16 protein-coding genes are annotated in these 14,586 nt (G+C 52.3%); 13 read left to right on the top strand and 3 right to left on the bottom strand.

The window, feature by feature from the left end; translation table 11 throughout:
* The first annotated feature begins 79 nt into the window (after positions 1-79).
* The 7 genes from B5F34_RS15415 (at position 80) to B5F34_RS15390 (ending at position 7,112) form a co-directional block, all read left to right on the top strand.
* On the top strand, positions 80-2,401 hold the full coding sequence (locus tag B5F34_RS15415; RefSeq protein WP_239414068.1) for a hybrid sensor histidine kinase/response regulator: 2,322 nt from the start codon (positions 80-82) through the stop codon (positions 2,399-2,401).
* A complete protein-coding gene (locus B5F34_RS15410; protein ID WP_087340700.1) occupies positions 2,389-3,675 on the top strand; it encodes a sigma-54 dependent transcriptional regulator in 1,287 nt (428 codons plus the stop codon). Before B5F34_RS15415 ends, B5F34_RS15410 begins: the two co-directional genes overlap by 13 nt.
* Before the next feature lie 392 nt (positions 3,676-4,067).
* A complete protein-coding gene (locus tag B5F34_RS15405) occupies positions 4,068-4,532 on the top strand; it encodes a hypothetical protein (RefSeq protein WP_204245626.1) in 465 nt (154 codons plus the stop codon).
* A 196-nt stretch (positions 4,533-4,728) separates the two neighbouring features.
* Positions 4,729-5,355 carry an RteC domain-containing protein gene (locus tag B5F34_RS15400; protein ID WP_087247959.1) on the top strand — a complete coding sequence of 209 codons (627 nt, stop codon included), beginning with the start codon at positions 4,729-4,731 and terminating at the stop codon, positions 5,353-5,355.
* A 98-nt stretch (positions 5,356-5,453) separates the two neighbouring features.
* Positions 5,454-5,624 (top strand): hypothetical protein, encoded by a 171-nt coding sequence (locus B5F34_RS17775; RefSeq protein WP_164496631.1) that lies wholly within the window; start codon positions 5,454-5,456, stop codon positions 5,622-5,624.
* A gap of 6 nt (positions 5,625-5,630) precedes the next feature.
* Positions 5,631-6,236, top strand: a complete 606-nt coding sequence (locus B5F34_RS15395) for a GNAT family N-acetyltransferase (protein ID WP_087247961.1) — start codon at positions 5,631-5,633, stop codon at positions 6,234-6,236.
* A gap of 108 nt (positions 6,237-6,344) precedes the next feature.
* Positions 6,345-7,112, top strand: coding sequence for a hypothetical protein (locus B5F34_RS15390; RefSeq protein ID WP_087247963.1), 768 nt, complete (start codon positions 6,345-6,347; stop codon positions 7,110-7,112).
* 34 nt (positions 7,113-7,146) lie between these two features.
* Here the strand turns inward: B5F34_RS15390 and mobC are convergent, their stop codons facing one another.
* The 3 genes from mobC to mobA all read right to left on the bottom strand — a co-directional run bounded on the left by mobC (position 7,147) and on the right by mobA (position 10,958).
* Positions 7,147-9,156, bottom strand: a complete 2,010-nt coding sequence (gene mobC / locus B5F34_RS15385) for a conjugal transfer protein MobC (RefSeq protein WP_087247964.1) — start codon at positions 9,154-9,156, stop codon at positions 7,147-7,149.
* Between the two features lie 150 nt (positions 9,157-9,306).
* Positions 9,307-10,554, bottom strand: a complete 1,248-nt coding sequence (gene mobB, locus B5F34_RS15380; RefSeq protein ID WP_087247966.1) for a conjugal transfer protein MobB — start codon at positions 10,552-10,554, stop codon at positions 9,307-9,309.
* A complete protein-coding gene (gene mobA, locus B5F34_RS15375) occupies positions 10,533-10,958 on the bottom strand; it encodes a conjugal transfer protein MobA (protein WP_087247968.1) in 426 nt (141 codons plus the stop codon). The genes mobB and mobA overlap by 22 nt, the downstream gene beginning before the upstream one ends.
* Positions 10,959-11,685: 727 nt before the next feature.
* On the opposite strand from mobA, the gene B5F34_RS15370 reads away from it, so the two are divergent.
* The 6 genes from B5F34_RS15370 to B5F34_RS15345 form a co-directional block, all read left to right on the top strand.
* Positions 11,686-12,459 (top strand): ParA family protein, encoded by a 774-nt coding sequence (locus B5F34_RS15370; RefSeq protein ID WP_072541328.1) that lies wholly within the window; start codon positions 11,686-11,688, stop codon positions 12,457-12,459.
* Complete coding sequence (locus B5F34_RS15365; RefSeq protein ID WP_072541327.1) at positions 12,452-12,862, top strand: DUF3408 domain-containing protein; 411 nt, start codon at positions 12,452-12,454, stop codon at positions 12,860-12,862. Before B5F34_RS15370 ends, B5F34_RS15365 begins: the two co-directional genes overlap by 8 nt.
* Before the next feature lie 20 nt (positions 12,863-12,882).
* A complete protein-coding gene (locus tag B5F34_RS15360) occupies positions 12,883-13,185 on the top strand; it encodes a DUF3408 domain-containing protein (protein ID WP_072541326.1) in 303 nt (100 codons plus the stop codon).
* A gap of 17 nt (positions 13,186-13,202) precedes the next feature.
* Positions 13,203-13,499 (top strand): DUF3408 domain-containing protein, encoded by a 297-nt coding sequence (locus tag B5F34_RS15355; RefSeq protein WP_072541325.1) that lies wholly within the window; start codon positions 13,203-13,205, stop codon positions 13,497-13,499.
* The gene (locus B5F34_RS15350) at positions 13,493-14,209 is read left to right on the top strand and encodes a conjugal transfer protein TraD (RefSeq protein ID WP_072541324.1); all 717 of its coding nucleotides are present in this window, start codon (positions 13,493-13,495) and stop codon (positions 14,207-14,209) included. Before B5F34_RS15355 ends, B5F34_RS15350 begins: the two co-directional genes overlap by 7 nt.
* Positions 14,210-14,380: 171 nt before the next feature.
* Positions 14,381-14,586 (top strand): DUF4134 family protein (locus B5F34_RS15345; protein ID WP_087340699.1); only part of this gene is annotated, 206 nt, incomplete at its 3' end.

Raw genomic sequence — 14,586 nt, 5'->3', positions numbered from 1 at the left:
GTCAGCTTCAAAACGCATCAGATTCTGCAATCGGCAATAGATGTCATTTTCTAACCGAAAGCGCAAGGTGTAAAGATATATGAAATTTGAACAGAGGTTACAAGAAAAGATTACATTCGGATATGTTGTCATGTTTATTATCGGAATAAGCATGGTTTCTATTTTGGTGCATGAGCGCAAACGCATCAGGGAAATAGAAGCCGACACGGAAACCATCCGGCAAGTGCGCCGTGTCATCAGCGACACCCACCAGCGCATCACCCGGCTTGCGCTGCTGGGCGAGGGTGTTGTTGGCTGGGACGAAACGGATTACCACCATTACCATACCCAGCTCTTGCGCACCGACAGCCTGCTGCAAGCCATGAAACCGCTCTGTCGTGAATACGTGCGCCCGGCACAAATAGACACGCTCCGCTCCCTCTTGGCGGACAAGGAAACCCAGCTACGGCACATCATGCAAGCAATGGAGCGGCAGGAAGAGGCGGACAGCCTCTTGGTAAACCACCTGCCCGAAGTGGCACGTAGGGCGACACGTGTCCGCACCATAAAACAGAAGAAAAACGGACTGGCCGGCTTCTTCGGCGGCAAGAAGACCGTACAGGTACTGCCTTCAGCCAGGGAACTCCACGCCTTCAGCGACAGCCTAACCGCCATGCAACAGAGACAGGCGGCTGAGATGAAAGCCTATGCCGACAGCCTGCGCATCCGCAACCGGACGCTGAACAGGGAACTGGAGCGGCTGATACGCGACCTCGACACGCAGGCACAGACCGCCTTCGGACATCGGGAACGGAAGATAGCTGAAGCACAGGCATTGTCCGTGCGGCTGTTCACTATCACCATATCCGCCGCCATTGTCCTGCTGTTCTTGTCCTACCTCGCCATCCATCGGGAAATGAAACGCAGCGGCAACGAAAGGAAGAAACGGGAAAGCCTTATCACTGAACTGCAAAAGAGCAATGATACGAACGAGAAGCTAATCAAGCTGCGACGCAATCTCATCCAGAACGTCACCCACGAACTGCGCACTCCCCTGACCGTCATCGGCGGCAACGCCGAGCTGCTGCTGAACGACACGGAGGCAGACAACCGTATGCGCCACGCACAGACCATCGGGGATGCCGTCGGGCGCATGGCGGGAATGATAAACAACCTTTTGGTGTATTTCCGGCTGGACAGCGGCAAGGAAACGCCAAGCGTCAAGCCTTTCAAACTGCGCTCCATCGCCGAAACATTGGAAACGGAGTTTGCTACATTGGCGAAGAATAAAGGACTCAACTTCAAGACAGCAAGTGAAACGGACGAGATTGTAAGCGGCGACAGGAACCGGATTATAAGCATTGGCGGCAACCTGCTCTCCAACGCCATCAAGTTCACCCGAAGCGGTACAGTCACATTAAGCACCGGCTACAAGAACGGCATATTTACTTTGACGGTGGAAGACACCGGCACGGGCATGACCGGAGAACAGCAGGCGCGGATATTCATCCCGTTTGAGCGGTTGGGCAACGCCGTGACGGAGGACGGCTTCGGGCTGGGGCTTGCCATCGTAGCCGACACGGTAAAGCTGTTGAAAGGGAACATCACGGTGGAAAGCGAGCCGGGCAAGGGAAGCCGCTTCACCGTCAGCCTGCCGTTGGCAAAGGCGGAAGAAATGGCGGCTGCCGAAAAGACGAACGTCGGACATTCCACGCTGTCCGACTGCTCCGTACTGGCGATAGACAACAACGGGATGCTGCTGGACATGATGAAAGAGATGTACAGGCAAAACGGTGTGGATTGCGACACTTGCCAGACAGCAGGAGAACTGACAGACCTGATGCGCACAAAAGATTATGACCTGTTGATAACCGACCTGAAAATGCCGGAGGTGAACGGCTACGAGGTGCTGGAACTGCTGCGCACATCGGAAATAGGCAACTCACAAACCATCCCCGTAGTGGCAGCCACCGCCGGAGGCTATGTGGAGAAAGAAGAACTGACGGGCAAAGGCTTTGCCGCCGTGCTGTACAAGCCCTATTCCATAGACGAACTGCTGGCGGTGACGGAAAGCTGCATCAAACGGAACAAAGCAAACAGCATAGACCTCTCATCCCTGCTCGCCTTCGGCGACAAGCGGCGCACGTTGGAAAAGCTGGCGGCCACTACACAATCCGACATGGACGAAGTGCGCAAGGCGGCGGAAGCGGGGGACATGGAAGCATTGGATTACTGGGTGCATCACCTGAGAAGCTCGTGGATGCTGATAAAGGCGGAGCAACCGTTGGCGGCATTGTACGAGGCAATCCACAAGGAGGACATACCGGATGAAAAGGTGCAATCCGCCGTAAATGCGGTACTGGCACAGTGCAGACTGATTGTTGATTCGGCAAGAAAGGAGGCGGAAAGATGGGACGGGTAATCGTAGTGGAGGACAACATCATCTATTCCGACTTTGTATGCCGCCTGCTGGAAAGCAAGGGATACCCAAGCGTCAGTACCTCCACCTGCAACGGCGCACGGAAACTGTTTGCCAAGATGAGGGAAGATGACATCATTCTGGCTGACCTGCGCTTGAATGACGGTGACGGTATCAGTCTGCTGGAAGAACTGCGGAAACAGGGCAGGAACAATCCCTACATCGTCATGACCGACTATGACGAGGTGCCCACCGCCGTCCGGTCAATGAAGCAGGGCGCAGAGGACTACATCCCGAGAAAGCTGATTGAAGCCAACCTCTTCCCGCTCCTGAAAACCTTGCGGAAAAGGATGGAGCGGCACGATACGCCCATCCATGAGCGGCAGAGCGCGGCTTTCCGGGAGATAGACCGCAAGATAAGGCTGGTCGCCCCAACCAACATGAGCGTATTGATATTGGGCGAAAGCGGAACGGGAAAGGAACACATCGCCGAGAAAATACATACGATGAGCAAACGGTCGGCGGGGCCCTTTGTCGCTGTGGACTGCGGTCTGCTTTCAAAGGAACTTGCCTCCTCCACCCTGTTCGGGCATGAGAAAGGGGCGTTCACGGGAGCCGAAAGCAAGAAACAGGGATTCTGGGAGGAAGCCGCAGGAGGCACATTGTTCCTCGACGAGATAGGCAACCTTCCGCCGGAAGTGCAGCAGATGCTGCTCCGCGCATTGGAAGCCAAACGGTACAGACCCACGGGAGGCAGCAAGGACAAGCAGGCTGACGTGCGCATCATCGCCGCCACCAACGAGGACTTGCAGGCAGCCATCGCCGAAAAGCGTTTCCGTCAGGATTTGTTCCATCGGATAAAGGAATACACATTGAACATACCGCCGCTGCGTGAGTGCCGTGAGGACATCATGCCTTTGGCAGATTTCTTCCTGAAACTCTCCAATGAGGAACTTGACCGGCAGGTGAAAGGCTTTGATGCGGAAGCAAGAAAACAACTGCTCGCCTATGCATGGGGCGGCAACGTGAGGGAACTGAAACGGGTCGTGCGCATGGCGGTGCTGCATACCGAAGGCGATACGGTCACGGCAGACACGTTGGAGTTCGATGAAATACCGATAGCGGATGACGCTTCGCTGGCTTTGGACGACATGGAGAAGAAACAAATCATCCATGCGCTGGAACAGGCAAAGGGCAACCGCAAGTTGGCGGCAGCATTGCTCGGCATCGGGCGCACCACGCTGTACAACAAGCTGAAAGCATACGGGATAGAATAGAAAACAGTAAAAAGATGAAAGGAATTACAGGAAAAAGGCTACCTTTCGATAAGGTAAGCGGCGTTTCGGCATAAAAAACAATTGATTTGTTTTGTTCTGCCCTAAACTTGCATTACCTTTGTAGCAACATTTGAGAAAAGTCGGGTGCGGAAAGTAAAAAAATCCGTCCGATGAAAATATAGTATAGAATAAGACCGCAAGGCGCATCTGGTGAAAATCTGGACAATTGGAACTATGGAAGGCGATTGCGTGATGCTTATGCTATGCCTCGGCATAGCGTGCAGTCACGTACATTCCGTAGAGGCAGTCCAGAGCCGTCACCAGAAAGTAGTGTGATTTGCACGCTATTTTCGTATGACGGCTTTCGGTCGCAACCACTAAAAAAGAGACCGATGGGAAAAGTCATATTATTCGCCGTCCTCACGATGGACGGATGCCTTGCGGACAGTTCAGGGAAAGCGCAGCAATGGCTTGCCAAAACCGACACGCCGGACAGATTCGGCATTGTCGGAATGAAAGAAACCGCCCGTCCGCTCTCCGAATACACTTCCCTTACCACGTTGGTGCTTGACAAGTCCGACACCACCTGTTTCATAGAAGCCAACACCGCTACCGCAAGCATCATCAACGGCATGGCAAGGATGCACCTGCTGGACAAAATCATCCTCTGCACGATACCCGTCATTGCCGGGAACGGCTGCCGCCTGTTCCTTGGAGATTTGCCTGAAAGCGAATGGATGCGGGACGAGACAAAGACATACAAGGACGGTTCGCTGAAAGCCGTGTACCGCAAGAATGAGGGTGCGACTGTTCAGAAAGTGAACACCTCCCTGCTCAAAAGAGTGTTCAGATTATGAACACGTGTTCAATATCTGAACACTTCCGAAAGGCTGAATTTGGGTATTCCAATTTATTTTTATCAAATATGTCTGCTGTTTACCAGCAACTTGCAAAACAAACCGCAAAAAATTCCATCCGTTGGACTGCCGTTTGCCCGATAGTTTTATGTGCGCACACTTCAATCCAAGTGTAACAACATAAAACTGAAAGCAAATGGAACATCTCATATTGACAGAAACGGAGTTCTTCCGCCTGATAGACAACCCTGACAGCCGCAACGGGCTGAGTGCGGCATACGACGAGTTCGTGGCAACGGTCATTTCGCTCTGCACGGGAGCCGCAACCCCCTGCCATCCGCTGCCCGCGTTGAGCTATGCGGAAACGGAACTGCAATACCACAAAGCCCTGCAAGATACGGGAACCCACCACAGCGTGTACGTGCGCAAAGCCCTCGCCTTCGTGCGCAAGATGCTGAAGCACATTTCCATGCCACACAGCCAAGTGCCGCCACTATCCTCCATCCCCTCCAAAGATGAAAAGAAAGACGATACGCCTGCCGATGCCCCGCCCATGCGGTGGACGGGCAAGGCTTCCGACCTCGTGGAACTTATCTATGGCGTCAGCGAGATGCGCTGCATCAACGGTGGAGAGGCTTCGCTCAAGGAGATTGCCGCCTACTTCTACAAGGTGTTCGGCGTGCAGGCGAAAGGCTGCTACAACATCTTTGGCGACATCAAGATGCGCAAGAACGAGAGCCGCACCTATTTCCTTGACCGCGCCGCGGAGAAGGTGAACAAGCGGATGCTGTTGGACGAGGAACGGGAGCGGATGAGGAGATGAAAAGGCTTTTCGCCCCACATAACGCAATATACGTGAATATGTTAGGTTTTCTCGCGGAAAAGCCGTACCTTTGCAGGGAAATCAAAAGACTATATATTATGGCAATAGAAATCAAACCCATCCCGGTGCTTCGCGGCAAAGCTGCGGCACGTTTCGTGGAGGAAGCCGACCGCAACGCAAAAGAAAGGCGCGGTTCCATAGACTTCACGAAGCAGGTGGCGAAAATGCGCTCCATTCTGAAGCGTTCCAAACTGTATCGGGAGGGATAGTACGGTATGTTGGAGCGTTGCGAGTTCTGCGAACTGAATGAGGAGGTGCTGCGTGAGTGCGGCGGTTTCTCATGCGAGGACAAGGACATAACCGAGTTCTTCACGAAAGAGTATGCTGATTACGCTTACCAGCTTCTCGGCAAGTCCTATTGTTTCGTGGAACAAGAGGAACGGCGCATCGTCGGAGCTTTCACCGTAGCCAATTCGAGCATCCGTGCCGACCTGCTCCCGAACAGCCGCCGCAACAAGCTCAACCGCAACATACCCAACGAGAAACGCCGCCCGCAATACCCTGCGGTGCTGGTAGGACAGCTTGCCGTCAGCGAGGACTACAAAGGACTCCACGTGGGCGACGAGTTGCTGGATGCCATCAAGTCGTGGTTCATCGAGCCGCTGAACAAGACGGGATGCCGTTATGTAGTGGTGGACGCACTGAACCGTCCCAAGGTCTTTGACTTTTACCTGCGCAACGGCTTCAAGTTCCTGTTCGCCACGGAGGAAGAGGAATGGACGTTCCTGCACGGCAGGCGGACGGCGAAAGAGGGAACAGCCATGCAGCCCATGCACACCCGGCTGATGTATTTCGACCTGATACTCCTGCGTACCGAATAGCAAGACAAAAGCAACAGACAATAAGCCTCCCATAAAAGTTGAAGATAACTAACTTTTTGGGGGCATTTTTCATTTATGATGATATTTATATTAAAATGATATATAGCTATGGCAACGGAAATTTACCAACAAGAAGAAGAAGATAAATCGTTAATAGCAAATTCTATGGACGAGGTAGAAAATGTTAGTTTTCGTGAATGTATGGTTTCTTTTCATACAAAATCCATATATAATGTTTTATCAGAAATGGTTCGTCATTATTTAGGCTTTGTAACATCATATGATTCTAATTATATTATGCAAAAAGCCAAGGAGTTTGCTAATCAAAATTTTGATTCATTTGCTCACAAAGAAATTCCTACGTGCTTTACTGAAATTTTGGAAAAACCTATGAAAAAGAAGGAGCAAATTAAATTACTAAAGGGAGCAAATCTTACATATGACCAATTAGGGGCACTTTTTGCACAAGCTGAAAATAAAGGATATAGTTTTAGCCATTATCACTATCAAGGAGCCCCGTCATCTGTAAATAAAGATGAACTTCCTAAATTTATTCATGTTAAAGAAGATGGTACAGTGGAATATTATGGAAAAACAACTTTAACTGAAGGGCAGATGAAACAAGTTGTAGAACAAGCCGACGTATTGATTGCAAGAATATTAGACAATGATGAACATTGGCATTGTTTCTTGCAAACATTTAAAGGACTTAAAGGACAAGAGGCGGGGCTACAAGGGAGTCAGCCACACTTACATTATATTTCAGACTCATTTGGAATTTCTCGTAACTCATTAGTAGAAATGTTGAGAAAAGGAGAATATCCATCGACGCCTGTCCACATACCTCTTAAAGAAAATGAGGAAAAGGTTGAATAATATTTTACCTTTTCCTCTTTTCGCCTGTGGTGTATTACTTGTTCTGCAACAGATGTTGTAGTTCGGGGTCGGACTGGATGCGCTGCAACTCGTCGGCGACAATCTGCCGCACCTCGGCACGGATGCGGTTGTAGTTCTCCTGAATCATCTCCTTCATGCGGTCGTTGCCGTCGGCATCGGTAAAGTCCGTGATGACGGGGATGGGCTTGTAAGCCTGTTCCTCGCGCTTCACCTTTTCGGCATCCACCACTATCTCGCAATGAAAAATCTTCTGCTCGATGCGCTCATTGAAGTTGTCCGCCACCGCACCGACGAACATACCCTGCGTGAGCGTGGAAATCTTGCTTGCCGGGATAAGGCTCTCCATCTGCGTGTTGATAGAGGTGGACTTGTCCTCGCGGTTGATGGTGATGCTCTGACGTTTCTGCAAGATTTTGCCGAAACGCTCCGAAAGGGTCTTGGCGGTCTCGCCCACCACCTGACCAGAGAAGATGTTGCCCACCGTGTTCATCACTACGGCGGCTTCCTTGTCGCCGTAGTCGCGCTTGAGCTGCGAGAAGTCCTGAAAACCGAGGCAGACAGCCACCTTGTTGCTTCGGGCGGTGGCGATAAGGTTGTCCAGCCCCTTGAAGTAAATGGTGGGCAGCTCGTCAATAATCACTGCCGACTTCAGCTTGCCCTTCTTGTTGATGAGCTTCACGATGCGCGAATTGTACAAGCCCAATGCCGCACCGTAGATGTTCTGTCGGTCGGGATTGTTGCCGACACAGAGTATCTTCGGCTCGTCGGGATTGTTGATGTCAAGGGTAAACTCGCTGTCGGACATGACCCAATAGAGCTGCGGGGAAATCATGCGGGATAGCGGTATCTTCGCCGACGCTATCTGTCCGGCAAGCTGTTCCATCGCACCGCCCTGCCATGCGTCCATGAACGGGGAAAGGTAGTTCTCCAGTTCGGGATAGCTGGTGAGAATAGGAAACACGTCCTCGTAACGGCGGTTCAAGAGTTCGATGGCATGGGGAAAGGTGCAATACTTGCCATCCTTGTAGATGCGCAAAAACCATATCACGGCGGCAAACAGGATAATCGGAGACTCCACAAAGAAGTCGCCCTGTTTTTGCACCCAAGTTTTGTTCAAATTGAGCATTATCGTGTAGGCACTCTCGTAGGCATCGGTGATGTCCTCCATGAAATCGGGGTGAATGGGATTGCAGCGGTGCGAGCGGCGCGGGTCGTCGAAGTTTATCACGTAGAACTTCGGCTTGACCTTGTACCCCTCCGGGTGGTTCATCAGGTGGTTGTAGGCAATAGTCGATAAGTCGCTGAATTTGAAATCATAGATATACATTGAATAACCTTTCTCAATCTGTTGTTTGATAAAACTGTTTACCACGGCATACGACTTTCCGCTGCCCGGCGTGCCCAGTACGATGGACGCACGGAACGGGTTTACTACGTTGATATATCCGTTGTTCCACTTCTTCCTGTAATAGAAGCGTGTGGGCAGGTTCACTGAATACTCGTTCTCGATGAGCCGCGTTTCCTGCTGGAAACTCTCGTTCTCCACGTTGAACACGTCTTCCATAAGGTTGGTGCGCAGAAGGCGGCTCATCCATGTGCCGGACATCAGCAGGCAGACATAGCCCGCCGCAACGGTGGCGGTGTACAATGCCGCGTTTGCCTCTACGGGCAACGGCAGGGACAATATCCACCAGTTCAGAAAAAACAGCACCAGCCCTGCTGCAAGCACCGTCCAAATCCTTGCCCACGTGATTTTTTCCTCCTTGACCCCCTTCGTGCCCAGACACGAGAGTGCCAGCAGCACCAACGCAAAAAGTTTCGTATAAAGGATGGAGCGGAACAATCCTGCGGTGCGGTCGAAGTTCAACAGTACCCTGTCCACCACGCCGATGTCGATGCCCCACAGCCTTACGGCTTCGTAACAATACCAATAAAGGTGGATGACCACCAGTAAAATGCTTACGGCACGCAGAAAATCCATGATTTTCGCCAATGCCCTCAAATCGTCTTCCTGTTGTGACATAAATCTGTTTCTGTTTTTAAGTTGAACAATATCTCCGCAAGGCACGGTACGGAGGTGAGCATACATCACCCCGGACTTCATGGTACATGAGGCCGGACTTGATGTAGGATGAAGTCCGACCTCATCCCCTATGCCCTGCGAAGGGATAAATTACAGCCCCAAACCCTTGCGGCGTTTCTTCTTCCTGCGTTTAAGGTCACGCTCGAAGGCGGCTTCCTGGGCCTGTGCGCCCGACGCATCGCCACCGAGCAGCCCCAAGCCGGTGGAGTGCCCCTCGTCGTGTTCCTCATAGGAACGGATGTCTGCCTGTGGCGTGTCCTCCGTAATGGTGAACGGTATCGGCGGAGTGCCGGCATACGGCAGGGTGAAATGCTCCTGCAAGGCGTTGGCAGAAAACTCCCTGCCCAAGCGCGAGCCGTTCAGCACGCAGCCCGTGCGGTGGTCGATGAAGGTCGCCCCGTAGATGCGCCCCTCGTCCGTGTGGCGGAACACCACATCCACACCCTTTGCGCGAAGCAGGTCGATGAACTCCTCCTTACGGTAGGTCTGGGCGAGCGCAGCGGCGACGGTCTTGCGTGTCCTGTCCGCCAGACGCTTGTCGCGGATCTGCCCTTTGGAAAATTCAAACCTGCGCAGCACAGCTTCATAGCCGACGGACTTCCCGATACGGGATGCCTTGAAAGGATTGCCAACCTTGTTCCCGGCATCGTCGGTGGCAGCATAGACCAGCCCGTGATACTCGCGCCCGTCCACGTTGCCACGGGCTTCCTCCACCGTGACGTTGTAGAGGGAGAGCAGGGCGCGGTATTCGCCCATCGTCCGGAACTTGTAGGTCGCCATGACCGCCTTGGCGGTGTTCGCCACCTGACGCTTCACGTCGCCCTGCGAAACGTCCACTTTCCGCAAGGGGTTGTCATGGCGGTGCTGCCTGCGGTCGGCGGGGTGCAGGCCGTACTTGCGTTCCAGTTCACGGGTAATCTCCCGGCTCCTGCGGAAGTTGTAGCGGTCGCTGATGCACCTGCCGTTATCATCCACGCGGATGGTCACGATGTGCAGGTGGTGGCGGTCGATGTCCTCGTGTTTATAGATGATGTACGGCTGTTCGCCGAACCCCATCCGTTCCATGTACTCACGCGCAATGCCCTCCAGTTCCATGTCCGTCAGGCGGTCGTCGGGATGCGGATTGAGCGATACGTGCATGACGGGCTTCTCCGTCCTCACGTGGGGCGAGAGGTAGCGCGAAAAGTCCTGCATGGCGCGGCTGATGTCCATCCTGCCGGAACAGCCGTCGAAGATTTTGTTCGTGCCGAGCAGTTTGCCCTGTTCCTTGTTAATCTTCTCCCCGTTGTACGCCAATGCCCCGAACAACGATTTCCCTAAACTGATTTTTGCGACCATCGTTCCTCGAACTCCTTTGTCAGTTCCACGATTTGGCGGATCAATGCCGCCAGTTCCTTCGTGCATCGCTCCAGCCGGTAGAGCAATGCCATCGCCTTTTTCTCGGAGAAATGGCAGCGCAGCTCCTTGACGGCCTGGTTGTAGTTGTTGCCTATCATGCGGTACTGCGCATGGAAGGAGGACAGCTTGGCGTAGTATTCCACCAGCGTCCTGTCCTCCCGGAACACACGGAACTCCCCGCCGAAGATGCGTGCCTTGGCGAACACCGCCTTTGCCTTCACCTCCGTCTGTTCGTACATGGCGAGGAACCTGAGCCATTCCTCGTCGTTGAAACGCAGCATCACATGGTGCGTTTTCTTTTCCAACTTGGGGTGTCTTCCCCCTTTCTTACGTTCTCTGTTCATTATTACTATGGATTTAGTGGTTTCACGGCATAAGCGCAGCTTCCGGCACACGTGCCGCAGGTAGGAAACAGGCTTCCCGACTTCGGAGAGGAAGCCCCCTTCCCCTTTCAGGGGCAAGGCTTGCGGGAGTAACCCGCAAGGTTTCGGGTAACTCGAAACATACCTTGCTGTGTCTTAGAGGACACAAAAATCCGTAGCAGACGGATTGGGGATATACCTGTTATAACAATCCCATAAAGGTATCGGTCGCCCGATACCCTCCGGCTGCCCAAAAGAAGGACGGAGCCGGGGGCTGCGGTACGCGCCGGGAGCATTGCCCTGCCGCTTGGGTACAAAGGTAGGGCGTTTAAGCCCTTGAAAACGTGACAAGAACGAAGCCACTCCCTACCACTTGCTGCCAGAAGCTGCCACCAAACTCCAAAACGATACGGATATGGAAAAATGCCCTTTACTTTGCAGGCAGAAAGGTCGGCAAGCCTGCCTATTTCCGTACAGGCATATCCGCAAATGTGCAAATCCTTGCACCTGTCTGCCCTCCTGCCTGTGTGCCTGCCTGCCGGCACGCAAGCGTACAGGCGGAAACGCAAGCAGGCACATTAGATTGCAAGCAAGCGAGTAACCTCATGAGCATACAAGCAAAGCCGCAAATGTGCAAATGAACAAGTCTGCGAAATGGCATATATGCCGACCTGCAATAAACCGATGTCTAACAATTAAAAAAAGAAGAATGAAAAAAGAACCTTTGTTCATCGCCTTCTCCACCCAGAAGGGAGGAGCCGGCAAAACGACACTCACCGTACTGATGGCGAGTTACCTGTATTACGTGAAAGGGTACGACGTGGTAGTCGTGGACTGCGACTTTCCCCAGTTCAGCATTAAGGACATGCGCGAGCGTGACCTGAAGAACATCGAGCGCAACCCGTACCTGCGCAAGCTGGCATATGACCAGTTCAAGCGCATCGGCAAACGTGCCTACCCGATTGTGGGCAGCCGACCCGACAATGCGATAGAAACGGTCAAGCCCTTCATTGAGTCGGCGACACCGCCCGATTTCATCTTTTTCGACCTGACGGGTACGGTGAACAACCTCGGATTAATCAAGACGGTGGCGACCATGGATTACATTTTCTGTCCTATAGCCGCCGACCGATTCATCATGGAAAGTTCGCTGAAGTATGCAAGCATTATCAATGACACGCTGATCACCACTGGCAAGTCGAACATCAAAGGTATCCGACTGTTGTGGAATATGGTGGACAAACGCGAGAAAACCGACCTGTACGACATCTATGACAAAGTGATTGCCGGGATGGGGTTGGAAACGCTGAAGACAAGCCTGCCGGACAGCAAGCGTTTCCGCAAGGAAGGTTCGGAAGAAGGCGACCGCCCGTTTTTCCGTTCCACGCTGCTGCCACCAGACAAAGCACTGGCGAAAGGTAGCGGCATCGATGACCTTGCGGAAGAAATACTCGGTATCGTAAAGCGCCCGACGCATGGCTAAAAAACTTGATGTCGATATTGATCCCGGCAAGTTTCTGGACTCGTTCCGTCCAGAAATGCCCACGTCCGCCGCCCCTGAAAATGCTGGAACGGATGAAAATGCCCCAGACAAGGTGACAAGACCAACGGAGAAACCGTCAATAAAGGCGAAAAAGGAAGAAACCATACAGGAAGAGGAATATATGGAACTCTTCCTACATGCGCCGAAAACTCCCATATGTTCAGGCAAGACTGCCTATATCCGTAAGAATTACCATGAGCGGATACAGCGCATCGTACAGGTCATCGGGAAAAACGGGATTTCGCTGTCAGTCTATGTGGACCGTGTGTTGGAACAACATTTCCGCGAGAAAGAGGAAGTGATACGCAGGCTCTACAAAAAGAATTATGAAGACGTTTATTAACATTAAAAGCAAAAATGACAATGGAAAGAAAAATAGACAAGAAAAAAAATTCAGGAACAGGTATCGCGCAAGATGCGAGTGAGGTGGAAAAAGTAAAAAACTACATCTATACATACCTGAAGAGTGCGGACTTTACCGCCCGCACATGTAAGACAGCTTATATCCGTGACGAACACCACGAGCGGATACAACATATTGTCCATATTATCGGGAAGAACAAGATTACGTTATCCGGTTACATAGACAATGTACTGGCAGAGCATTTCGCAAGCCACAAGGATGAGATGACCAAACTGTATGAATTAAGCAAACCGATTTTCTAACTCAAAAGAAAATAATCATGAAACTGAACATCAACATTTTCAGACGCAAGGGAAAGGAAGAAGCCTATGCGGGCAAGTACCTCAACGGGCGCAGGCCGGAAGGAACCGCACAGAAGGCGGTGTACATCAGCCGCGAGAACCATGAAGCCGTCAAGCGGATCGTAGGCATGGCGGGAGGGCAAGGGACAACCATATCCGGTTACATAGACAGCATTGTCACCGAACACCTTGAACAGCACAGGGCTGAACTGGAAACCCTGCATGGGAAGAAGAGCCACGGGATGGTCGAACAGATAACGATAAGCCGATGGTGACGTTCCTGATTGTCCTGATGATGATGTGCAACCTGTGGATACTTTTCTATCTGACATGGGAGCAGCAGGAACGGCAGAAGGCCGGCAGTCAAGAAAACACAGACCGGAAACGGCAGGAACCGCCGCCCGATGTCGTGGGCAGGAGCAAGTTCAAAATATCGGACTGGATTGGGACAGAAAAGGACACCACAGTGCCGGAAGCTGCCACTTCCGTGGAAGCCGAGGCGGTGGAAGAAAAGGACGTTACCTTTGCCGATGAAACGGATACCGACGGAGGACAAGCACCGGAAAACAAGCCGTCACGCCAAGTGCCCGATGACGAACTTGATGAAACATTCAGCGACAGCCGCGTGTCGGACATGGCAGAATATGACGGGAATGAGGATTACGATGGCGAACCCCATGAGGCAAGCGGCTTCACCTTCGAGGACATCGACCTTGCCATGCGGACGGTAAAGAAACCGGCAGCCACAATGGAGGAACGCCGCCACGCCGGGATGGTGTTCTGCGACATGAAGGGTAACGAGCTGTTCGCGATGATAGAAAAGAGTTCGGAAGCGACCCGCAGGAAACTGAACGAACTGATGGACTTCTATATGGACAGCGTTTCCGCCACCATACGGAAGGAACCGACCCCGACGGCGGTACGGACTACAGTCCCAAACGTGCCGGACAATATTGAGGATTTCAATATCCGTGATTTTGTATAACAAGTAAAACGAAACAATGATGCGAAAAAAGAAAATCGACTACGGCTAAACCCCGGCTTGCCACCGAACCACTAAATCCACAAGCCGGCTTCATCCAAAGCCGCAAGAAGTAAAACAAGTATCAACCGCCAAAGGGACTATCCAACCCGGAGGCACAAAAAAGAAACGATTATGACAAAGACATTGAAGAAAAAACAAATCATTCTCGCAGCCCTTCTGCTGGCTGCAAACATCTCAGCGTCCGCACAAGGCAACGGTATGGCGGGCATCACCGAAGCCACCAGCATGGTCACTTCATACTTTGACCCGGCGACGAAACTCATCTACGCCATCGGCGCTGTCGTCGGGCTTATCGGGGGCATCAAGGTATATGGCAA

The organism is Mediterranea sp. An20 (assembly GCF_002160055.1).
In the GTDB taxonomy this organism is placed as follows: Bacteria; Bacteroidota; Bacteroidia; order Bacteroidales; family Bacteroidaceae; genus Bacteroides; species Bacteroides avicola.
The sequence above is the reverse complement of the archived record's forward strand: the minus strand, read 5'-3'. Positions and strand labels throughout refer to the sequence as shown.